Source organism: Amycolatopsis sp. QT-25 (assembly GCF_029369745.1).
GTDB lineage: Bacteria > Actinomycetota > Actinomycetes > Mycobacteriales > Pseudonocardiaceae > Amycolatopsis.
Window position 1 is genome coordinate 1,533,280 of record NZ_CP120210.1, and the last position, 22,974, is coordinate 1,556,253.

At 66.4% G+C, this 22,974-nt stretch carries 17 protein-coding genes; 13 read left to right on the forward strand and 4 right to left on the reverse strand.

What is annotated here, in order from left to right; translation table 11 throughout:
* Positions 1 to 60 precede the first annotated feature (60 nt).
* The 5 genes from P3102_RS07300 (at position 61) to P3102_RS07315 (ending at position 4,173) form a co-directional block, all read left to right on the forward strand.
* Positions 61 to 1,119, forward strand: a complete 1,059-nt coding sequence (locus P3102_RS07300) for a hypothetical protein (RefSeq protein ID WP_276367598.1) — start codon at positions 61 to 63, stop codon at positions 1,117 to 1,119.
* A 106-nt stretch (positions 1,120 to 1,225) separates the two neighbouring features.
* Positions 1,226 to 1,432 (forward strand): hypothetical protein, encoded by a 207-nt coding sequence (locus tag P3102_RS07305; RefSeq protein WP_276367600.1) that lies wholly within the window; start codon positions 1,226 to 1,228, stop codon positions 1,430 to 1,432.
* 1,341 nt (positions 1,433 to 2,773) lie between these two features.
* Entirely contained in the window at positions 2,774 to 3,208 is a 435-nt protein-coding gene (locus P3102_RS37785) for an arylamine N-acetyltransferase (protein ID WP_346660164.1), read from the forward strand.
* Complete coding sequence (locus P3102_RS37790; RefSeq protein WP_346660165.1) at positions 3,205 to 3,624, forward strand: arylamine N-acetyltransferase; 420 nt, start codon at positions 3,205 to 3,207, stop codon at positions 3,622 to 3,624. Before P3102_RS37785 ends, P3102_RS37790 begins: the two co-directional genes overlap by 4 nt.
* A 255-nt stretch (positions 3,625 to 3,879) precedes the next feature.
* A complete protein-coding gene (locus tag P3102_RS07315) occupies positions 3,880 to 4,173 on the forward strand; it encodes a hypothetical protein (protein WP_276367601.1) in 294 nt (97 codons plus the stop codon).
* Positions 4,174 to 4,264: 91 nt separating this feature from the next.
* Here the strand turns inward: P3102_RS07315 and P3102_RS07320 are convergent, their stop codons facing one another.
* Positions 4,265 to 5,353, reverse strand: coding sequence for a DUF4041 domain-containing protein (locus tag P3102_RS07320; RefSeq protein ID WP_276367603.1), 1,089 nt, complete (start codon positions 5,351 to 5,353; stop codon positions 4,265 to 4,267).
* 761 nt (positions 5,354 to 6,114) lie between these two features.
* Positions 6,115 to 6,393, reverse strand: coding sequence for a helix-turn-helix transcriptional regulator (locus tag P3102_RS07325; RefSeq protein WP_276367604.1), 279 nt, complete (start codon positions 6,391 to 6,393; stop codon positions 6,115 to 6,117).
* Positions 6,394 to 6,714: 321 nt separating this feature from the next.
* Between P3102_RS07325 and P3102_RS07330 the strand changes: the two genes are divergently transcribed.
* The 5 genes from P3102_RS07330 to P3102_RS07350 all read left to right on the forward strand — a co-directional run bounded on the left by P3102_RS07330 (position 6,715) and on the right by P3102_RS07350 (position 14,845).
* The gene (locus P3102_RS07330; protein ID WP_276367606.1) at positions 6,715 to 6,891 is read left to right on the forward strand and encodes a hypothetical protein; all 177 of its coding nucleotides are present in this window, start codon (positions 6,715 to 6,717) and stop codon (positions 6,889 to 6,891) included.
* A gap of 79 nt (positions 6,892 to 6,970) precedes the next feature.
* Positions 6,971 to 8,317: a lanthionine synthetase C family protein gene (locus P3102_RS07335; RefSeq protein WP_276367607.1), complete on the forward strand. Its 1,347-nt coding sequence runs from the start codon at positions 6,971 to 6,973 to the stop codon at positions 8,315 to 8,317.
* A 30-nt stretch (positions 8,318 to 8,347) separates the two neighbouring features.
* A complete protein-coding gene (locus P3102_RS07340; protein WP_276367609.1) occupies positions 8,348 to 11,662 on the forward strand; it encodes a lantibiotic dehydratase in 3,315 nt (1,104 codons plus the stop codon).
* Positions 11,643 to 13,499, forward strand: a complete 1,857-nt coding sequence (locus P3102_RS07345; RefSeq protein ID WP_276367610.1) for an ABC transporter ATP-binding protein — start codon at positions 11,643 to 11,645, stop codon at positions 13,497 to 13,499. The genes P3102_RS07340 and P3102_RS07345 overlap by 20 nt, the downstream gene beginning before the upstream one ends.
* Before the next feature lie 8 nt (positions 13,500 to 13,507).
* Positions 13,508 to 14,845 (forward strand): erythromycin esterase family protein, encoded by a 1,338-nt coding sequence (locus P3102_RS07350; RefSeq protein WP_276367611.1) that lies wholly within the window; start codon positions 13,508 to 13,510, stop codon positions 14,843 to 14,845.
* Positions 14,846 to 16,454: 1,609 nt separating this feature from the next.
* On the opposite strand, the gene P3102_RS07355 is transcribed toward P3102_RS07350, so the two are convergent.
* Complete coding sequence (locus P3102_RS07355) at positions 16,455 to 17,474, reverse strand: FAD-binding protein (RefSeq protein WP_276367613.1); 1,020 nt, start codon at positions 17,472 to 17,474, stop codon at positions 16,455 to 16,457.
* Positions 17,475 to 17,554: 80 nt separating this feature from the next.
* Between P3102_RS07355 and P3102_RS07360 the strand changes: the two genes are divergently transcribed.
* Positions 17,555 to 18,160 carry a TetR/AcrR family transcriptional regulator gene (locus tag P3102_RS07360; RefSeq protein WP_276367614.1) on the forward strand — a complete coding sequence of 202 codons (606 nt, stop codon included), beginning with the start codon at positions 17,555 to 17,557 and terminating at the stop codon, positions 18,158 to 18,160.
* A 369-nt stretch (positions 18,161 to 18,529) separates the two neighbouring features.
* Here the strand turns inward: P3102_RS07360 and P3102_RS07365 are convergent, their stop codons facing one another.
* On the reverse strand, positions 18,530 to 21,142 hold the full coding sequence (locus tag P3102_RS07365; protein WP_276367617.1) for a LuxR family transcriptional regulator: 2,613 nt from the start codon (positions 21,140 to 21,142) through the stop codon (positions 18,530 to 18,532).
* 85 nt (positions 21,143 to 21,227) lie between these two features.
* On the opposite strand from P3102_RS07365, the gene P3102_RS07370 reads away from it, so the two are divergent.
* On the forward strand, positions 21,228 to 22,355 hold the full coding sequence (locus P3102_RS07370) for an MFS transporter (RefSeq protein ID WP_276367618.1): 1,128 nt from the start codon (positions 21,228 to 21,230) through the stop codon (positions 22,353 to 22,355).
* Positions 22,352 to 22,762, forward strand: coding sequence for a Dabb family protein (locus P3102_RS07375; RefSeq protein ID WP_276367620.1), 411 nt, complete (start codon positions 22,352 to 22,354; stop codon positions 22,760 to 22,762). Before P3102_RS07370 ends, P3102_RS07375 begins: the two co-directional genes overlap by 4 nt.
* Positions 22,763 to 22,974: the final 212 nt, after the last annotated feature.

Here is a 22,974-nt window from a genome sequence, read left to right on the forward strand (position 1 = left end):
GTCACCGGCGCGAGTCGAGCTCGCCCGGCAGGCGCAATCGGAAAGTCAGCGCGGCACGGTGTGGCCGAGAAAGTCGAGGGGTCGAGTATGTACTGGGGACGGTTGGGCGGAATAGGTGCCGCGCTGGCGGTGGCGATACCGGTCTTCACGGCGCCGGCGGTCGCCGCCGGTCAGGAACTGCCGTTGTCCGGATTCGGTGACCTGGCCGTGGACAGCGCGCACGAGCGGGTGTTCGTTTCCGGAGGCGCTTCGTCGAACGGTGTGGTGGTCGCGGACTTTTCCGGCCGGGTGCGAACGACCATCGCGAATCAGCCGGGCGCTGATGGCTTGGAATTGAGTGCCGATGGTACGAAACTGTATGTGGCGTTGTCGGCGGGTGACGGGATCTCGGTCATCGATACGGCGACGTTGACAGAGACCGCACGGCATTCGACCGGACCGGGCACCTGCCCGACTCACCTGGCCCGAACGGGGTCCGTGGTGTGGTTCGGCTACGGATGCGAAGACGGGAACTGGTCCGGCAAGATCGGCAGCTTGGACCCCGCGGCCGCGCCTCCGGTGCAAGGTGACCTGCAAGGTGCCACCCGATTCCAGCGTGCGCCACTGGTGGTCTCTTCCGGCGCGGCCGCCGGTCCGCTGGTCGCCGGCCAGTTGTCGTTGAGCCAGTCGCTGGTACAGGTGTACAACGTGTCGGGTGGCGCGTTGACCGCTGGGACGTCCGGAGACGTGGTGGGCGCGGGGCTGACCGACCTGGAGGTCAGTGGCGACGGCGCGACCTTGTTCAGCGCCGCGGGATCACGCGACCGCGTCGAAGCCTTCGCGACCGCTGACCTGGCGCGCCGTGGCGCGTACGCCACCCGCCCCCGGCCGGCGGCGGTGTCCCTGTCACCGGACAGCGTTCACCTAGCGGCCGGCGCGCTGACCTCGGACAGCCATGACGTGCTGGTGTACCGAGCCGGTGGCGTCACGCCGGTGAAAACGATCTCGCTCGACAGTGGCGAAACGGTTCAGCCACGCGGGCTCGCCTGGTCGGCGGACCAACGGCGGTTGTTCATCATCAGCCGGCATGACAACGACCCGGAACCACACCTGGAGATCGAGCGCTATCCCGTCGGCTGACGAAGTTCGAGGTAGGCGGCCGTGACGCTCACCGCCGAATGGCCGTCCCACCACCCGACGTCCCCGTGGCCGGTGACACGGCACTGATGGCCGACTTGCACTTCCAGTGACCGGATGTACCGTCGGGGAACGACCGCCGCCCTACCTGGGGGATCTGCCAGGTAGGGCGGCGTTTTGTCACACCGCGGGCAACACCAGCCAGCTCGTCCTTGCCGCCACCGGCGGGGAACAGGTGTTCTCCGCCGGTTACGACACCATCGACCAGACTCAACGCCGCACCATCACCGAAACGTCGACGGCACCACCCAGGTGACCGACAACGGAGCCCGCGCCAGCTACACCCGCGACCTTGACGGCACCGCCATCATCCAAACCGCGACCACCTCATCGTCGACTACCAAGGCAGCGTCCCCGGTTCGATCGACAGCGATGGTGACCTGGCCGCCACTACACCAGCAGCCCGTACGGCACCGCCACGGGACCGGCAGCCGAAACAAGCCACTTCCGCTGGATCGGCACCTATCGACTCCGCAGCGGGACCAACCTCACCGGCTACCGCCGCTACAACCTCACCTGGGCCGCTTCACCCGAACCGACCCCACCGGCCAAGAACCCGACCCCGGTGACTACGCCACCGGCGACCCCGTCGACCGCAGCGACCCCACCGGCACCTACAGCGCCGACGCCGCCGTCTCGGACGCGGACACCGTTGCGAAATCCACTGGCGCCGGCTTCGGCGCTATGGGGGGTCTGTCGCCTGTGCGTTCGGCCCAGTCGGCTGCGGTGCGGGTGCCGTCAACGTCGTTGGGCTCGGCATCGTCGTATGCATTACAGTCGTGACGTGCAAACGGTTCGAGCCGGCCCTGTGTCGAACCCGCTGTCACGAACCTGGGCGGATCCTGTCGTCCTCTCCGTACCTGAAAGGAAGTCAACCAAATGGGATATCGACCCAAAATCAAAACCATTCATGTCATAACGGCTTTGGTAATGGTAATTCTTGCTGTCGTGGTAAGTTTCATTGGTGCCGATCTTGCGGAAAAATACAATTTGCCTTGGCTGAACTACCTGCTGCTGGCTGTTATAGTAGTGATAGCACTCATTCTGTTTTTCAGATCGGATCTTGCCAAAAGTTTGCCCAAGAAGAGGAGGTAGCCTGCCACTTCTGTCGCGGATGCGACGGCTGGTCGAGGGTATTCTCATCACCCGGGCTTGCTGCAAATTCATCCCAGACTTTCCAGTAGTGCATACAGGAGCCCGTCGATCAACGGCTCCGGCGTTGCCCACTGCTCGTCGGTCGGGTCGAACCGCCTCGTCACCGCTAAGGTGTCCACGAGGTCTCCGGTGGTGTTCAGGCGGCGGGGTCCTGCCTGCGGGGATACCGGCGGAACCGGCGCACGCGCCGGTGAACTTCAGCTGACTTCCCCGGTCGCCTCGAGAGGTTCGGCCCGCCGTCAAGATATCGCCGCCCGTCGCCGCCGCGTCTCCGGTTCCGGTTTCGAAGTCCGGAACAGCACTGCGACGAGCAATGCCACGCCAAGGCACAGTGCGCCGAGCACCCACAGCGCGACGCGAGCGCGTTCGAAGGCCGTCCGGCGTCCCAAACCGTCTTTCACGACAGCGTCCGCGCCTCACACCTGACCCTTCCGGTGTCTTCATGAGTGCACGTGACGCCGTAGTCGAAGGGTGGTTTCCGGTCACCGACCCGGTGGCCCGCTTCGACACCACCGCCTTCGACCTGAACGCCTATCTGGGACGGATCGGCCACCCGCGCGCCGAGCCGTCCGCGAAGACGCTGCGCTCGCTGCACGCCGCGCATGTGCGGGCCATCCCGTTCGAGAACATCGACGTGGTGCTGCGACGGCACCGCGGCATCGAACTGACGGCCATCATGGACAAGCTGGTCCGTCGGAACCGCGGCGGCTACTGCTACGAGCACGGCCTGCTGTTCGCCGCCGCGCTGGAGGAGCTCGGGTTCACCGTGCGGCGCAGCTTCGCCAGGGTGCGGCCGGACCGGGCGAGTGGTTCGTACACCCACATGCTGGTGGTGGTGCCCGTCGAGGGCGTCGAGTATCTGGCGGACGTCGGTTGATCGACGGCGCCGAGGTGGACCAGGCGGGCCGGCGGCACCGGATCCGCCGGGAAGACGGTCAATGGCTGTTCGAGAAACGCGCCGCCGACGGCTGGGACACGCTGCACGCCACCCTCGGCTTGCCCGCCAGACAGGTCGACTACGAGGTGTTCCACCATTACACCTCCACCCACACTCGCTCGCCGTTCACCGGCCAGCTGGTGGTGATGCGGTTGGCCGAGGGGGTGGGACGGAAGTTCGTCGGACGCCGACTCGTCACCGAGTACGCCGATGGTCGCCTCGAGACCACCGAGATCACCACCGACCGGCTCGCCGGCACCCTGCGCGCGCTGGACGTCGAGCTGACCTCGGCCGAGCTGTCCGCGGTGCACGAGTTCTACGAGTCCACAAAGGATGCCTCGCTCGAACAGCTGTGAGAAGTCACGTGACACCCGCTTGGCTCAGCACCCGCCCGAGGAACCTCGCAGGTAACCCGCGATGACGTCCAAGTGGCTCTGCGCCCGAAACCAGACACGCCCGCTCCCGTGTATCTGAGTGTGGAGGATCAGGGGCATTGAGCGTCCCGAATCCTCCACACTTACGAGGTGCCGGCCGATCGCGGACTCGGTCATCGAAACCTTCGCCTTTCCCGCAAAGAAGCGTGCAGGGAATCAGGGCGGAGGTTGAGCGTCATGGAGACGTTGGCGGACTTCGGCGGACTTGTGTGGATAGCCGGTGTCGTCGTAGAGGTCTCTGGCGTGGCGGCCAAGGTGGGCAACGCTGAGGCTGTCGCGTGGTGGCGCCAGCACTCCACCAAAGCCGCATTCTCCCAGCCTGAACGGGCTGCTGACGATGCCCGTGCCCTGGGTGCATCACGCACCGGCTCGGGCCCGGTCGGAGGGCGTCTCATACAGGGCGAGCGCGCGGAAGAGGTCATAGCCAAGATCAGCCGGGGGATGATCCTCGCTGCCGCCGAAACTCGCTGATGCGTTTCTCGGCCGCGTTGAAAGCGGCCACTTCAGCCTTCCCCATCTTCGGCGGTTGCGGTGAGCAGGTAGAGGTGCTCGGGGTCGACGGTCAGGTGGCGGGGGTGAGACCTGGTCCCAGGCTCTGTCGGTATTCGAGGGCCTCGGGGTCATCGCGGTAGTCCAGGAGGTTGCCGGTGAGGGCGGCCAGTAGTGTTTTGACTTCTGCGGGGGTGGCGCGGAAGTACTCCCGGCGTCGGTTGACCCGGTTGATCCGGCGGTCTTCAAGCTGGGTGTGGAGCTGGTGCTCGATGCCGACCGCGTCGGCGGAGAAGAACAGGGCGTGCACGTCGAAGCGGAACGGCACGGACGCGGAGCCAAGTTCACGCACTCGTTCCATTGGTTCGAGGCGTCGGGTCATGCCGATTTTTACGACACCGGGCCCGAACGAGCCGATGTTGCTGATCACGTAGACGTAACCGGCGCGGATGTTGGCCTCGCGCTGCTCGATACCGGCGAGCGCGGCGTCGATGTCGGACAACTTGGCCTCGAGCTCGGCTAAGCCCTGCAGGTCACCACTGTCGCGGAGCGCGGCGATGGCGTTGCGGTAATGGGTTTGCTCCTTGAGCAGGCGCTCGTGCTCGCGACGGTACTCCGCCAGCGCTTTCGCCTCTTCCCGCAGCGCGGCGCGGTGCTCGCGTTCGGCCTCTTTTTCCTGCTGTTTCTTCACCAGGTAGTCGGCGGTGAGTTCGAGCTCGGTGATCCGGGTCTGGTGGTAGACGGGGTTGATCCGGATCGAGGCCATGGCACCGAGCTTTTCGATGGTGCGGACCGCGGTCTGCAGCCGTTTGATCGCCGAGGGGAGGTTGCCTGCCTTGAGCACACGGACACAGTTCTCGGCTTCGGCGTTGTAGGCGCGCAGCATCAGCTTCGACAGGTCGCCGACGAACTTGCGGCCCTTGGCCAGAGAGTTGTTGTAATGGAAATTGTCGGCGGACTCGACGGCGGTCTTCGCCCTGGTCATGTCTCTGATCGCGGTTTTGACGCTTTCGAGCTCGGCTTTGTAGGCTTCCGCGTCGGCGAGCACGTGCCTGTACTGGTAAACCCCGACTTCCTGCAGGAGCCGGGCATCATCGGTCTCGACCACCTCCGCACGTAGATCCGCCAGTTGCGCCTGGAACCGGGCGAGATCGGTGGTCATGGCCGCGGTCTGCCGCCGGTAGTCCGCCTGTGCAGCCTGCAGCCGCTGAGCCAGCGTGGCGACCTCCTGCTGACGCTAAAGCACGTCTAATGCGCCCAGTCGCTGCAACTCCTGGCGCAGGGCCGCGTTCTCGTGCAACACCGCGTCGAGTTCTTCCTGTCGCTTGCGCCCGCCGAACACCCGCGCCTCCCTTGGCAACTCCGGAGCGGGCAACGACGTTGCCCGCTGCGAGCCGTTGATCGTGTTTACCGGCGCGGGTGAGTGTGCCCGCTTCCACACCAATCGAGGTACCGCCGCAAGGGGCGCTGACCCGTCGACTCCTTCCGCCTCTGCGGCACCATCAAACCTCTCGGGGGTCAAAGCCCGGCCCGACGTGCTCAAGGTCGGGCCGGGCGTCGGGGTGGTCGGCAGCGGGTAAGTGGTCGCGCTCTGCCTCGCCAGGTGGCGCCAGTACTCCATAGAAGCGGTCTCCGTCGATGCCGGCGTGTACGGGGCCGACAACAAGTGCCGGTGGAACTGGTCCGCCCGACTTGGAGTCATTAGCTGCGCAGGAGGCGTGCTGATCCGATCCAGGCCCGCTCGTGCCGAGTGTCGGAGCGGGTTCACCGATCAGGCTTCTGGGCGTAACACGCCGGAATAGACTGAAGGTGCGATTAGCGCACTCTAGACGACCAAGTAAGAGCGGGAGTTCTCTCTATGCCTTCATGGCAGAACGGAATCATCATGTATACCGTTCGTACTATTTTCTTCGCCATCGTATTCTATGCAGTATGGTTGTCCTGGTTTTCGTCGTGCCGGGTGTGCCAGACATAGGATGCTATGCAGGCCTGCAAACGTGAGCCGAGTTCGAGTTTGGTGATGATCTGGATGAGATGACATCGGACGGTTCGCTCCGAGATGTACAACCGGTCCGCCAGCTCTTGATTGCTCATACCCGCGCTGAGCAGGCAGAACACATCGGTTTCCCGGCGGGTGAGTAGATCGACTTTACGTAGCGCTTCAGACCATATACGCGGCGCGAAGGTATCGACTTTGTTCATGCAGCGGCTCCCCCTGAAGTGGCTGCTATCCCCGATAGCGCCGCAGATTATCACCATGGTTACGGAACGTGCCACCCCCGAAAGGGTAACGGAACCCGGCTCGCCGGCGGCGTCACCTTGCCCAGTTGGCCGGCCGGTCCCCGAAACCGTCGGGATCGACGATGCCCCGCTGTTCTTCCGGTGCGACGATCGACTTGCGTGGTGCGAAGCGCTTGATTCGCGACTTTGATCGGCCTTCCGCCCGTCCGGCGGCAGGGGCGATCACCCATTCCAGTTCCTGCGCCCCGCCGGGCGGCGGAGCGCTGTCGAGAGGAAAGTGCGATGAACTCGGAGAACCCGTTCGATCTCGAGATCCAGGTCGCCAATCCCGTCCAAGGCGCAGATCCGGACTTCCCGACGATCCCGTGCAGCATTCCGTGCACGAGGATCTGCACCGGTCGCACGGCGTGCTGCTCGCGGGTCAGCTGCATCACGCAGTGCCCGATCGCCTGCGGCTGATCCAGCAAGCTCGCGGTGTGCGGTCCGGAGGGCCGCACACCGCGTTCCATCCCGCCGTACGACAGTAGGGAGTGAGTCGGTGCCCACCGTGCCCGCGTTCGGAACGATGGTGAACGATCCCTCGCTGAACGATCGTGCTCGCGAGTGCGCGGAGCTGCTCGTGCGGAGACTGGCGGATCCCGAACTGGTCGCCGAGGCCGTCGCTCGTTGTGACCGTGCCGCCCAGTACCCGTTCGAGTGGGGCGGAGCCTCCCTTTTCGTCGGTCCCGCCGGGACCGCGGTCGCCTTCCAGAATGCGGCTCGCGCGCTGCCCGCCGAAGCCGACTACTGGCGTGAGCTCGCCTACCGACAACTCGCCGCCGCCGCACGCCACACCTGCGACGTGCCACTGGCACAGTGCAGCATGGCCTCGGGCACCGCAGGGCTGGCGTTCGCCTTCGCCCAATGCGCTGTGGACGATCCTCGTTACCGGCCGACGCTGCGCAAACTGTCCGCTCGGCTGGCGACACAGGTGCTGGCGACGCCGGGCCCGCGCGGCGTCAACGGGGTCACGGACGCCGACTACGACCTGATCAATGGCAGAGCAGGCATTCTCGCCCAGCTCTGCACGGACTGGCGCTCGGATCAGCTCGTGGAGCAGGCGGTGGGCAGCCTCGTGGACGACCTCGTCTGGCTGTGTACGCCGACGAGCGCGACCGGGCGAGAGCCGTGGTTCATCCCCCCGGCCAACTATCCACCGCTCGAGGAGTACCACGAAGACTTTCCCCACGGGTATGTCAATCTCGGTCTCGCGCACGGGCTCCCCGGCCCACTGGCGGCGCTGTCGTGCGCGGTGCTGGCGGGTGTTCGGCACGAACGGTTGCCGGAAACGATCCAGCACGTCGCCGAGTACGTCATCGAGTTCTCGCTCGCGGAACCCGATGGCCCGCACTGGCCGACCGGGGTCGGGCTGACCGATGACGGTGCGGAGGATCGGGCGCGGCGCCCCCCGGCTGCCTGGACCTGGTGTTACGGCACCCCCGGCGTCGCCTGCGCACTGCTCAAGGCCGGTGCCGCCCTCGGTGACGACGGCCTGCGCACGGCCGCGGTCGACGCCTTCGAAGGCTTCCTTCGCCGGTTGGACAAGCACAGCCGGTTCCCGTCGGCCACCTTGTGCCACGGCGGCGCCGGAGTGCTGGCCATCTGCGCGCTGTTCGCCAGGGAGACCGGAAGCGTGCTCGCGCGGGACAAGCTGGGACTGCTGCTCGAACAGGTGCTCGCACACTGCGACCCCGCTTTGCCGCTGGGGGTACAGGAACTCGAACAGCCGGGCATCCTACTGGACAGCCCGGCACTGCTGAGCGGATCGGCGGGTGTCGCACTCGCGTTGTGGTCCGCGACCGCGCCGATCGGCTCTGGATGGGAACGCGCACTGCTCATCAGCTGACCCCACCTCGCGAAAGGGAGCGCACGGACCATGAGCGAACCGCCACTGGACGACTCTGCAGCGGACGAAGAGGCCGGCTACCGCACCGCCGGCTTTTATCTGCTTCGCGTACCGACGCTGCCCTCTGCGGAGTACCTGAGCATGATGTCGACGGCGGACACGGACCTGCCGGGAGCAGAGGATGGCGTCGCGGATCTCGACCGGCTGCGTGACGAGGGCAGGGCGCGGCTGCGCGAAATCGCGGCACGGCCGCGCGTGGCACAAGCGCTCCGGGTCGCCAGCCCGAGCCTGGTGACAAGCTTGGCCAAGCTGGAGTCGGGAAACGCCAGGAAACCCGGCCGGGTATACGCGTCCCTGTTCCGCTACCTCACCCGAATGGCCACCAGGCCGACGCCGTACGGGCTCTTCGCCGCGGTGGGAATGGGTGAGTTCGCCGCGACGACCGCGGCCACTTTGGTGTCCGACCCGGTCGCCGAGACACGGACGCGAGCCGATCTGGCGTGGTTGCTCGCCCTCATCAAGACGATCGAGGAGGACGGAGGCCTCCGGGACGAACTCCGCGTCGCCATCAACCCGTTGCTGTACCAGGTCGGCGACCGGGCGGTGTTGCCGTTCGCCGACGTGCATGGGCAATCCGACAACCGCTCCATCGCGTTCCGGGTCACCGAACCGGTGCGTGTCGCGCTGCGCGCCGCCCAGCTGCCCGGTGCCGCTTACGCCGACGTGGTGGCCGCCGTGCGCGACGAAATGCCCAGCGCCACCGAGGAACAGGTGCGCGCGATGCTCTGCCAGCTCTGGGACGTGCACGTGGTGACCAGCGATCTCCGGCCGTCTTTGACGGTTTCACTTCCCGAGCTGGACCTCGTCAAGAAACTGGACGGTCTGCCGGGCTGTGCGGCGGTGCAGGGCGAGCTGCGGAGGCTGCGCAAGCTGGCCACCACGGTCGACGAAGGGCGTGGCTCCGATGGTGGTGCCGGCTTGGCCGAACTTTCGCGACAGCAACGTGCGCTGACACCGGACTACGACGGTGACACCTACCAGCTGGACGCCGGACTGGCGATGGCGAACCGCAAGCTGTCCGAGGATGTAGCGCGGACCGCCGAAGACGCCGTTCGGACGTTGACCCGGCTCGGGGTGTCGCCTCGGCGGCCGCAGCACATTGTGGAGTATCACAACGCTTTCCTTGACCGCTACGGCATCGGTGCCGAGGTGCCGGTGCTCGAGTTGCTCAGCCCCGAGGCCGGTTTGGACGCTCCGGCGACCTACCTGTCACCGCCGCGGTCGTACCCGTTGCCCGTCATTCCGGAGGAAGACCATGCGCACCGCGACATGGTGTTGTCCGCGCTCGCCTCGCGGGCCCTCTACCGCGGAGACGACGCGGTGGAACTCACCGACGAGAGGCTGGCCGCACTGACGGCGTACGACGCACCGGACGACCACGTCGCCGCACGGCCTTCGCTCGATCTGTACACGCAGCTGGCCGCGGAATCGCGTGCCGCGCTCGATCGCGGCGACTGGCACATGGTCCTGTGCTCCGGGTCGACGACCGACGGAGGACGTACGTTCGGCCGGTTCTTCGACTTGTTCGGTGAGGAGTCGCTCGAGAAGCTGGTGGAGTTCACCCGCGCCGAGGAGCGGCTACTACCCGATGTGGTGTTCGCGGAACTCAGCTACCTCACCCCGTTCGGCCGCAGTGGCAACGTGACCGTGCACCCGCCCCTGCGTCGTTACGAAGTGTCTGTCAACACCGCCCCCTCAGTACCGGAGGAACGGCGGATCCCGCTCGGTGACATCCATGTCGGGGCCACCGTGGACCGCTTCTATCTCCGTTCACGACGGCTGGGCAAGGAGCTGTGCGTCACCCAGAGCCATATGCTCGGGCATATCGGCGCGCCGAACGTCTGCCGCCTGCTGCTGGAGCTGTCCCAGGACTTGTTCGCGCCACTGCCGAGTTTCGATTGGGGAATCGCTGGTGGCGCACCGTATCTGCCCAGGGTCACCCGAGGCCGTGTCGTGCTGCAACCGGCCCAGTGGCGTCTCGGCGCGAGTTTGCTGCCGGGGTTGGCGAAAGACGCCGATCTGCCAGGCGGCAACGGGTTCTTCGAGATGGTGCGCCAATGGCGACACGAGTGGAACGTGCCCCGCTACGTCTATCTGGTGTGGATGGACAACCGGCTGCTGCTCGACCTCGACCATCCCCTCGCGGTCGACGAACTCCGATACGAGGTCCGGCGTGCGATGCGGACCGACCGCCGTAGTGGGGTGCTGCTCCACGAAATGCTCCCCGGCCTCTCGGATGCCTGGTTGACCGACACCGAAGGCAGGCGCTACCACTGCGAAGTCGTGGTGCCACTGCTCGCGAAGCGAGCCGCGGACGTCCGGCGGCCGGCCATCGGCGCGGCACCGGTGCTGCCGAATGGCGACGCGCCGGGTCTGCTGCCGGGGGACACCGCAACGGTCGCACCGGAGCGGCGGAAACACATCGGGTCCGAATGGGTGTACCTCAAGGTGTACGCCGCCACCGCACAGCAGGACGGCATAGTGACCGGCGCGGCGGACTCCCTGACCGCGGCCCTGCGTGCGGAAGGGTTGCTGGACCGGTGGTTTTATCTTCGCTACGGCGATCCGGAGCCACATCTGCGAATCCGGCTGCGCGTACGACAGGGGCAAAATTCGCTCGCCGTGCTGGCGAGAACCACCGAATGGGCCCGCGGCCTGATCGAGTCCGGACACGCCGCCGATTTCGCGTTCACCAGTTATCAAAGGGAGATCGAACGTTACGGTGGACCCGAAATGATCGACACGGCCGAGTTCGTCTTCGAGCGTTCCAGCGAGGTTTCGATCGGTCTGCTGAACATTCTGCGCCGACACAAGGCGGATCTCGAACCCGAAGTCGTGTGCGTGCTCGCGATGCACGAACTGTGCCGGGCATGGGGACGTGATCCGGTGCACGAGATCCGGCCGGGGGCCGAACTCGACGTTCCCGGGAAGACCCGTGCCCACTTCCGGAGCGTGCAGTCGACGCTGTGTGATCTCCTCGAACCGTGGGACGAGCACCCGGACCCGGTCGCGCGCAGCTGCCAAGGCGCGCTCCGAGAAGTCTTCGCCGGGCAATGGGAAACCGTGGCCGCAGCCGGTGAGCGGGCACGGAGCCTGACGGCGCGGGGCCTGTTGACGGGAAGCGAGGACACGATCCTGGGCAGCCTGGTGCACATGCAGGTCAACCGACTGCTCGGAGTCGCGCGGGATCGCGAGGTGCTGTGTCACGAACTATGGTCGCTCGCGCGCAGATCCATTCGTCGTCGGCCGGGCTGGGGAGACAACAGTGACCGCAAACAGCGCTGAAGACCCGACGCGGCGAGGAAATCACTGGCTGCGGGCTTTGGTGCTGCTTTGGCGGGTCAGCCCACCGCAGATGTCCGGAGTATTGGTGACGACGCTGGTGCTCGCGCTCGTTCCCGCGCTCAACGTGTCGCTGACCACGCACGCCGTGCAGTCGGTCGCCGATGCCGTGAGCCGGCGTGAATCGGCAGAAGCGCTGAACCAGGCCTTGTTCGCGGCGGGGGCGATCGCGTTCGTCACCGCGATCGCACAGCTGCTGACCGCCGCCCGTGGTTACCTGGAAACGTTGTTGCGGTACCGGATGGCCAACAGCATCCAGCTGCAGATCATGGAGAAGTCAGTCCGGCTACCGCTCCAAGACTTCGAAGACGCCGGAACCTACGACAAACTGCAACGCGCCAATCGGGAGTCCATGCACCGTCCGTACCAGATCTTCACCAACCTGATCTCGACGGTCTCCAGTGGGGTGTCGCTCAGCGCGGTCAGTGTCGTCCTGATCTCTTGGGACGTCCGGATCGCTCTACTGGTCATGGTGGCGCCGCTGCCCTCGCTGGCGGCCAACATCTTCTACAGCCGGATCATGTGGAAGCTCGAATACGACCGGTCCTCGGACCGCAGGCGGGTGAACTACCTGCAGTACCTCGTCACCACTGACCGCAACTACAAGGAGACGAGGCTGTTCTCCCTCGGGCAGATGTTCGTCGGCCAGTTCCGTGACCTGGTGGAGCGGTTCTATGTGATCGACCGGAGATGGGAAGGCAGACAGGCGGCGGCTACAGCCGCGCTCGGCATGCTGAGCGTCGCGACCGCCGCGGTCGCCATCCTCTTCGCGGTACAGGCCACGGTGTCCAGTGGGACGATCGGCCAGTTCGCCGGTTATGTGATGGCCGTGGCGCTGGTACAGACCACTATCCAGACGTTGGTCGGCAGTGTGGCGCAGCTGTACGAGCACAACTTGTTCCTCGGTAATCTCTTCTCCTTTTTGGAGAAGCCGGAGCACGGACCGGGAACCGAAGGAAAACGCGCGTTCCCGACGACCTTGCGCAAGGGCATCGAATTTCGCGAGGCGTCGTTCACTTACCCAGGTACGGACAACGTCGTCCTCGACCGGGTGAACCTGTTTCTTCCGGCGGGAAGATGCGTCGCATTGGTCGGCCCCAACGGAGCAGGCAAGACCACTATTGTGAAGTTGATCGCGCGGTTCTACGACTGTGACAGCGGCACCATCCTGATCGACGACGTTCCGGTGGAACAGTACGACCTCGAGGACCTCCGGAAAAACATCGGAGTCATCTTCCAGGACTTCATCCAATATGAGGCTTCCGCGCTGGACAACATCGGGTTCGGCAATCTCGCGGCGCGCAACGACCGGTCGAAGGTCGCCGAGGCGGCGCGCCAGGCTGGAGCGCTGCCGTTCCTCGACGAACTGCCGAAGGGACTGGACACCCCGCTCGGTCGCTGGTTCGACGAAGGACGTCAGTTGTCCGGTGGGCAGTGGCAGAAGGTGGCGCTCGGCCGGGCATTCCTGCGTGACGCGCCGGTCGTGGTGCTGGACGAGCCGACCGCGTCCATCGACGCGGCCACGGAGGCGGAGGTTTTCGGCAGACTGAAAGAGATCGCCGGACGGGCTACCACGCTGCTCATCGCTCACCGGTTCTCGACGGTACGGGTGGCCGACCATATCGTGGTGATCGACCATGGAAAGGTAGTGGAGGAAGGCGGTCACACCGATCTGATGACGAGGAACGGCATGTACGCGAACCTCTTCCGGCTGCAGGCGGCGGGTTACCAGTATGATGCCGACGATTGTGCGACTTTGCAGGACTCCGGCATGGCGTGAGGGATTGAATGGCGAAACGGCGGGTGAATCGTGACGCGGTCTCTTCCTGGCTCGCCGAGTCCGCGATCGTGCTCCGAGCGCTCGAGCCCAAGGGCGACCTGGACGATTTGACCCCATTCGCCACCGTGCTGGAAGGCGTACAGGTCGTCGGACTGGGCGAGGCGACGCACGGCAGCAAGGAATTCTTCACGCTCAAGCACCGGCTGATCGAGTTCCTGGTGCGCGAACTGGACTTCACGGTGATCGCCTTCGAGGCGGGAAGGTCGGTCTGCCGGGCCGTCAACGACTACATCCAGTCCGGCGAAGGCACCGCTTCGGCCGCGCTGACCGGTGTGGGGTACTGGACTTGGGACACTTACGAAGTGCTTGCCCTTGTCGAGTGGCTCAGGGAGTACAACGCCTCCATGCCCGCCCAGAGACGGGTGCGGTTCCACGGCATCGATTCGGGAATCGACGAAGGTGCGGTACAACTGGTCGCGAAGTACCTGGACACCGTGGTCCCGCACCGCACCGAGGCCTTCCGTGAAGCGATCCGGACGACGAACATGGGCGAATCCTCGGCCGGCATCGGTGGTCTCGTGGGGGGATCCATAGCCGGGACGGTGCGCCGTCTCTTCCGGCGGAAGGCCGCAGCCGGTTCCGTGAGCCCTCACACCGCGAGCCGGGTTCTCCTGGACACTGCCGAATTCCTGCGGACCGAACGTGCCGGACTTGTCGAGGCGAGTTCGGTACGAGACTGGTCCGAAGCCGTAGAGAGTGCCACAGAACTGGCGAATGCGGCTGACATCGCGGCGTATCCGTTGCTGAGTGCCGATGGGTGCGCCGTGCGGGACCGATACCTGGCCGACGCCGTGCGGGAATTGGCGGACGACGGTGAACGGGTGGCCGTGTGGGCACACAACGGTCACGTTGCACGGAGCACGGTGAGCCGAGGCGTCGCGAGTATGGGGGCACACCTCAGCGAGGTATACGGCAGCGCTTACTACGCGCTGGGCCTGACCTTCAATCAAGGTTCGTTTCAGGCTTCACGGGCCGGATTCGCCGGAAACACCGGCCTTGCCGAGTTCACCGTGGAGCCCGCCGTACGGCGGAGTGTGGAAGCGTTGCTCGCACAACCGGGAATCGGTGACTACCTGATCGACTTTCGCGCAGCGCGGTACAAAGAACCGGTCATGAACTGGCTGACCACACCCGCGCCGACACGTTCCTACGGCGCGATCGTGGGCTTCTGGCCCATGGTCAAAAAGGTCACCGGTTCGGTGACACTCGCCGACGAATATGACGGGTTGGCTTTCATCGAGCGAACTACGCGTGCGCGATCATGTGCTCTCGGCGGCGCTTGGTGACATGTTGCGCCGTGATGATGCACTTTTCAGCATTGCTCGGCCGCAATATTTATTTCGCTGTTTTTCTCACTGAGTAAAAGGGCGCCGGTGGACCTGGCGGGTTCTGTGCGCCGACTGGGTGATTGCCTGCTTAAGTGTTTCACAATTGGGGTCATCGCTGTCACCCTGATATCGGGTCGGCTCACGGCCTCGTCGGCAATATGGCCGGCGCCACACGATAGGGGGAATTTCATGTCGGTACTCAAACGCGCGGTGGTGATCGGAGCGATCACCTGTGGCGCTCTGTTGGGAGGCGGCGTCGCGGCCACGGCGGCTCCGGCCGTGGACAGTCCGTCAGCGACCCAGTTCAAAGGGCACTGCGAAACCCTGTACAACCGGGATGTGCGAATTTGCAGGGCACTTCCACTGCCACCGGCACGGGCCGCCTGCTATGCCGCTGCCGCGGCCAAGTACGCCGCTTGTCTCGCCGAGGGATGACATAATCCAGAGATGGGCATTCATTCCGTGACCGACATCGTGGCCACCCGCACACTGGCGAGCCCCGATGGTCCGATTCGAGTATTGATCGGGCGGCCGAGACCGTTCGATGAGACCCAGCCGGACGGGGACTACGTCTGTCCGTTCCGTATCGAGGGACTGGAGGAACCTCCAGTGGAGATGTCCGCGGGAGGTGTGGATTCGCTCCAGGCATTGGTCCTGGCTCTCGGGATGATTGGTGACCGGCTCAGAGCGTCCGGAAAGGACTTGTCATTTCTGGGCGGTCCGGAACTCGGATTCCCGGTGTCGTAAGGGGTTGCCGGGGATTCAACGATTCGGACGGTCCGCGTCCGTATCCGATGACGCTGTGGTCACACCGTGGGCAGTGAGTGCAACCGGCCCACGCGAGTCCCTTCGGCCGAGTGCCGCTCGGCACTGGGGCCTGCGATCGTTAAGAGGCCGGCTTGAGGCACCTCGCCCGGCGATGATCTCGAGTCAGCGTAAGGCGCCAGCGTGTTCGATGGCTCATTGGGCGAAGGTGCGTGCTGGACGGCCGGTGACCTCTTCGACGGTCGGCAGGACCGTTCGACCTCGGCAGGCCGGTCCATGCCGCAGCCTGCGCACGCGCACGGCATTCCCGCCGACATATGTCGCCAACGCCAAGGGCGTCTATCGCAGCATCGGCTCTCGCGACGAGCAGAAGTACCTCGGCCACGGCGTGTGGACGCGAAGCGATGAGCTGTCGAGAACCGGCGACCGGGACTCCTACGACGACTACCGCGAGGTGAGCGCCGCGGAGCTGGAGAAGCTCAAGCAACTGGCCGACGATCGCGTGCCTGTGAAGCAGGAGCGGCGGGACGGGTTCGAAGGCGGCGGATTCGCGGTGTTCCGGCGGGAGACCGACATGATCGATCTGCGCTCCGCGTACGCCGTGGTCGACGAGTTGCCGCCGGAACACCGTTACGCGTTGTCGCTGGCCCCTTTCGAACGGGACAGCCTTACGGGCATCGTCGCTCTGCTGGCGGCACGTCGGCGTGCCGAACAGGTGGCGGGTCACTATTACTTCGCGGAGTTCGAGAGGCTGGACGACGTCGCGGACTTCGACCGTGCGCACGCGCTGACCCGGTGCCCCTCAAGCGGTGACGGCGAATGGGAGACCTACCTGCAAGAGGGTGTGTGGGTGCTGGGGAAGGAGCCGCGAGACAGGGTTGTGCTGCCGGTCGGCCGCGACGATCTGGAACGGGCCGTCCGCGGACGGGAGACCGCCGAGGTCAGGTACTTCGACGTGTGGCACGGCCTCGACACCAAGGGCGGGTACCACATCCACGATCTCGTTCGCCGCACCGGATCGGCCGACGAGATCCCCGACGACCTCGGCTGGCAGCGCAGCGACGTCCTCGGGCGACTGAAGCCCGGCTGGTGGGTGGTGGAGCTCAGCGAGTGGCACTTCCGCATCGCACGCGCCGTCGCTGGGATCACAGGGAGATCGCGCGCGTTCCGCGGCCGGACCTACGACTACCAAGCAGTCTTCCACAGAGGGGACGACGTCTACGATCTCGATAACGCCCTCTTCCTGGTCAAGCGCCTGCCGAACCCGTATGAACTCGAATACGAGCTGTGGACATCGGACGGCTGGCAGCCGACCAGTAACCTGCTGCTCGAGTACAACACGCTCCCCATCTCCGAGGAGGAGTTCCGGCGGCTGGCAGTGTTCAGCCCAAACGGACCCAATACCGGCGACCTCGGACGCTGAGGCAGTCGTGGGCCGAGCGCCGACTCCCTCGAACGCTCCATACCGCGGAGCCAAGGGAACCCGACCGGCCTGTCTACGACCAGCCGGATGGAGTGGTCCTGCTCGCCGCGTCTCTGTTACGCGATTGCGGTGGTCTCGGTCCTGTAGGCCGTATCGCGGCCGTAGGTCCTGTCGCATCGGGCTCAGGTCGAGCGTCAGTCCGCCGTCGGCCAGCGCGCGACCGGCCCAGTCGTGCCCGCCACCGCGGACCGACAGCGGGAGCCCCTTCTCCAGGGCGGTCCGAATCCCGGCCTGGACATCAGCCGTGTCGGCGCAGCGAAGGACGGCAAGCGGACGGCTGGTCACCGCGCCGTTCCAGATGGACAGGACCGCTTCGTATTCCGTTCCGGATGTCAGCATGTCACCAACATCACCAGAGTAACCCTATATTAATCAGAGTTAAACTCTGATGAGTGGCCTCGGGGTATGCTGGGATCGCCATGACCGAGCTTCCGAGAGGCCGCCGCGCCGAGTACGCCGCGGCCACCCGCACCGCCATCACCGACGCAGCGCGTCTGCTCTTCGCCCGTAACGGATTCTTCGCGACGAAGATCGACGACATCGCGGCGGAAGCCCGGGTGGCACCGGCCACGGTGTACGCGGTGACCGGCGGTAAACAGGGCCTGATCCGGACGCTGGTCGACCTGTGGAGCCGAGCGCCGATCGTGGCGCAGACCCTCTCCCGGATCGAGACCCTCATCGACCCGGACGAGATACTGCGGCACACCGCGGCCGTGGTCAGGTCCATGCGCGAGAAATACGGCGACATCATCCGGCTGGTGCTGTCGACCGCGCCACACAATCCCGAGGTCGCAGAGGACCTGCGCGTGGCCACGAAGCGCTACCGCGATGCCATCGAAGCCGTCGCCACCCGGCTCCGCGACGTCGGCGGTCTGCGCGAAGGAACGACGGTCGCGGAGGCGAGCGACATCCTCTGGTTCTACTTCGGATATTCCGGTTACTTCACCTTGCACGATGACAATGGCTGGACCTACGAGAAATCGGAAAGCTGGCTGGTCGCTCAAGCCGCCGCGGCCCTTCGCTGACACGCGCTCGTGCCCGGCCGTCGGAAGCGGGAATCGGGCACGTGGTCGACGGCTGCCTGCAGCGTCTCGGTTTCGGTGGCCAGAATCGATTCTTCGGAAGGTAAGGTTGATCGCCGTGCCGCCCACAGCCACCTGATTTCGCGTGCACCCCAGCCTGTTCGGTGGATGTCCACGTAGCGCTGGCATTGTGTCGTCACAAGCTTCACCAGGGCCTGTATCGAAGTCGGTCAATTCTCGTTTCGTCGTGGCGGGGGCCGTTATGGGTCGCGGAGCAGGTGTCGGCGCGTGCACGGCGCTTACGAGAGACAGGGAACGTCCCGCTCGTCGGCATGTCGCGCACCGGGACCGGCTGCGAGGCCACCCCTCCGGTCAGGCGATCGGGATGCGCTCCGGCTCCCTGAGCTGGCGCCGGGAGGAGATGCCGAGCTTGCGGAAGATGTTGCGCAGGTGCGCGTCGACCGTGCGGGGGCTGAGGAACAGCCGTCCCGCTACTTCCTTCGAGGTCGCTCCGGTCGCGACGAGCCGGGCGATGAGTGTTTCTTGAGCGGTGAGCGCCTCGGACGTGTCAGCGGTCTTTTTTCGTGCCACCTCACCGGTGGCACGCAACTCGTTGGCGGCGCGTAGGGCGAATGCCTCCATGCCCATGTCCGCCAACGATTCGTGCGCGGCGCGTAGCTGTTCGCGGGCGTCCTTGCGGCGGCTCTCGCGGCGTAGCCACTCGCCGTAAAGCAGGCGCGCCCGCGCTCGATACGGAGCCGGTAGACCGGCCAGCTCCACCGCGTGGCGGTAATCGTCCTCCGCGCCGGTCACCAGCGCTCTCGACCAGGCGGTGACGCCCAGCGCCCACGGGGTACCGCTCGCGTCGGCGCGAGCGGTGAGGTTCTCCAGGGCTTCGGTGGCCGCGTCGGGCTCGCCGCAGCGGACGGCGGCTTCGATCAGTTCCGGCAACGCGATACCCGCGAGATAGAGATCACCCGGTGCGGTCGCTTGCCGGGCCGCGGCGAGAGCGGCCGGGTAGTCCGCGCAGGCGTTGTACAGCACCGCGGCGGCCCAGTGCGCGTTCGCGACCAGGTGGCCGTTTCCGCGGGCGTCGGCGTCGCGCAGGGTACTGCTGATCAGCCGAAGTGTTTCCACGCGCCTGCCGCGCAACGCGGTGGCGTGCACTCGCGCGTAGACCATCGGCGGATCGTCGAACGCGTCCGCGATCGCTTCCTCCTCGGCCACCGCGATCATCGCGGTGCCGAGATCACCAGCGTGCGTGGCGGCGACTGCCTGCTGCGCGAGGGCGAGGCGCAGGACCCACGGCGAACCGGTGTCGCGTCCGGTGCTCAGCAGCCATTCGGTGATCTCGCGGTGCGCTTCGATGTCCCAGAGCTCGCCGGCGATCATCATGGCGAGAGCGGGTCTGCGCGTCCACGACGCGTTCTCCGTGAGTACCCGGCGCAACATCGGGCCGGCGGTCCGATGGCCCTCGGTATTCAACAGGATCAAGGCGTCCAGCACGTCCGGAGCCGGAGCCGGCGGAGCGTGTCGTGCCTCGGCGAGCACGGTGTCCATCACGCCGTTCGCCCGGCCGACGACGAGGCTCATCTCCAGAGCGTCCAGGAAGCTGTCGCGTGACCACGCCGGGTCCACGGCCGACAGACGGTGAGCGGCTCGCAGCATCAAGGCCGGGCCGTCGCCGTCGTTGCGGACGAACGCGATCCGGCCGCGCAAGATCTCCGTGCGGGCGAGTCGCGCATCGTCTGCCACGTCGACGGTCGTGAGCAGTTCCGCCGCCACGCCGGCCGCGCCCGCGTCGAGTTGCGCCTGGACGGCGGCGAGCGTGCGTTCGGTGCGCAGGCCCGGGTCCGACGAGAGCGCGGCGGCTCGTTCCAGGAAAGCCGCGCAAGCCGCGACACCACCTCTGGCGCGGGCGCGCGTCGCGGCGGTATCCAGCTCGGCGGCGATGTTGTCGTCCAGGCCGGTCGCGGCCTCGGCTCGGTGCCACGCCCTGCGGTCGGGGTCGGTCACCGGATCGGTCACCGCCGCCAGGGCCCGGTGTGCGGCGCGGCGCTCATCGGCGGACGCCGCCCGGTAGACGGCCGACCTGGCCAAGGGATGGCAGAACCGCACGCGCGTGGAGAAGGTCACCAGGTCGGCGGCGTCGGCGTTGGTCCTGATGCCCAGGCGCGCGACCGCTGCCCACAACAGGCCCGGGTCGCCGGTCGGGTCGGCGCTGGCGACGGTCAGCAGCTGCCGGGCCTGCGCCGGAAGCCGGTCCAATCTGGCCCGGAAGCTGGCCTCGATCCGTTGCGTCACCGAGGTCGCCTCCGGCAGGCCGAAGCCACCCGCGTTCGGCAGTTCCAGCAACGCCAGCGGGTTTCCCTGTGCCTCGGCCAGGATTCGTTCCCGCACCCGGTCGTCGATCGCGGGGGTGAGCAACGCACGGGCGTCGGCGTCGGCGAGGCCGGTGATGGTCAACGCGGGCAGCTCGTCCAGGCCGTGCCGGGCGGCGAAGACGATCGCCACCGGTTCGGCGGCGACGCGTCGAGCCAGGAACGACAACGCTTTCGTCGATGCCGTGTCGAGCCAGTGCGCATCGTCCACCACGCACAGCAGTGGCTGGGCACGTGCCGCGGTGGCGAGCAGCTCCAGCGTCGCCAGTCCTACCCGGAACATGTCCGGCTCGCCGTCGGTCATACCGAACGCGACTCGCAACGCCTCGCGGTGACGTGCGCCGAGGTCGTCGAGATGCTCGAGCACCGGAACGCACAGCTGGTGCAGGGCCGCGAACGGCAGTTCGGTTTCGAACTCCGACCCCGACGCCTCGACCATCCGGAAACCGGACGCCTCCCGGATGTGGTCCAGCAGCGTGGTCTTGCCGATACCGGCGTCGCCACGCAGCACAAGGACACCGCCGTGGCCATCGGCTGCGGCGTGGAGCAAGCCGTCCAGGCAGCGGATCTCGTCGTGCCTGCCGACCAGCGGACCAGTGCGCATGCACCGGACTATAACTACCTAGGCGGACCATCTAGGTGGTTCTCACCGACGCGACTGCCCGTAGGTTTCGACCACTGTGGGATGCGTGACCACGACACGAACCGCGCCTCCGCTGCTCGCACGGGCGATCGTTCTCGGTGCCGCGACACTCACCATCATGGCCGCCGCGATCATCGCGCCGAGCCTGCCCGCGATGAGCCGGGCGTTCGACGCGGACGTCCTGGTACGCCTGGCATTGACCATCACCTCGCTGGCCATCGCGGTCAGCGCGCCGCTGGCAGGCGCCTTGGCCGACCGAATCGGCCGCCGTCCGCTCCTGATCGCGGCACTGCTGCTCTACACGGTGAGCGGCACGGCCGGCTTCTTCGTCACCGACCTGACCGTATTGCTGATCAGCCGCGCGCTGCTCGGGCTCGCCGTCGGCGGCATCATGACAGCGGTCAGCGCGTTGATCACGGACTGGTTCGACGGCCCGCGCCGGGCGGCGTTCCTCGGGCTGCAGCAGGCGTTCGCGAGCCTTGGCGGTGTGGTGTTCCTGCCACTCGCGGGGGTGCTGGCCGGGATCGACTGGCGAGCACCGTTCTGGCTCTACTCGGTCGCCGTGGTCGTCGTGCTGGCCGCCTTGGCGGGCTTGCGCGACGAGCCGCGCGTGAAGTTCCAGGGCGGTGTGTTCCGGCCGCCCGCCAGGGCACTGGGTATCTACGCCGTGGCACTCGTCGCGACCCTCGTGTTCTTCATGGCGCCGACACAGCTGCCGTTCCTGCTCTCCGAACTGAGCGTCGGTCCTGGCGCCATCGGCATCGTGATCGCGGGCAGCACCCTGACCAGTGTCATCGGCGCGCTCGTCTTTCCCCGGCTGCGAATGGGACCGCGCACCATCACCGCGTCGAGCATCGCGTTGCTCGGCGTCGGCTGGCTGCTCGCCGGCACCGGCACGGTCGCCGGGATCGTGACAGGCCTGCTGGTCGGCGGTCTCGGCGCCGGCATCGTCGTGCCCCACCTCAACGTCCAGCTCTCCGGGATGGCCGCCCCGCAGCACCGCGGCCGGATCCTCAGCGGCCTCGTGGCGGGGATCTTCCTCGGCCAGTTCCTCTCGCCGCTCGTCGTCGCCCCGCTCGTCCAGGCTGCCGGAATCGCCGGCGCTTTCGTCTGGACCGGGGTGTTCACCACCGTGGGCGCACTCGCCGCCCTCGTCACGAAGGAGAAGAAATGATCTACCACGGCAACCGGTTCACCCTCCGCGCGGACGCCCCGCCGGAACAGGTCGAGGAGGCGTTGGAGAGCCTGCGCAACCAGGGACGTGCGATCCCGTCGGTCAAGTCGTTCGTCGTCGGCCGGGACTTCGGCGGCGAGTACGAGTGGGGCGCGGTGTTCGTCATCGAGGATCTCGAAGGCTACTGGGAGTACCTCATCCACCCGGCCCACCGCCACACCGACCGGGTGGGCCTGCCGGTCGTCGACAAGTTCATGTCGTACGACATCACCGACGATGCGGACCCCGAGATGGGTGCCAAGATCGCGGCACTGCACCAGAAGCGCTACGACGGCGACCCCGAGCTGACCCGGCTCGTGTCCGGCCTCGGTGAGTACAGCGGCAGTGCTGCGCCGGGAAAGCACTGACAACCCCGATGAGCGCTTCACCGTGCACGCGGCACGGTGTGGGGTCGTTGAGGGGTAAGGCCAAGGTGTCGTGTTCGGGCGCGGTGCCGGACCGCCTCCCTTCGCCGGGCCGCGTCCCTCAGTCCCTCACTGGGTGGATTTTGCTGCGTTGGATGACTCGAAATCCACTCAGTCCGGTGAGACCGTCCTTGTCACGCCCGGTCCAGGAGGGG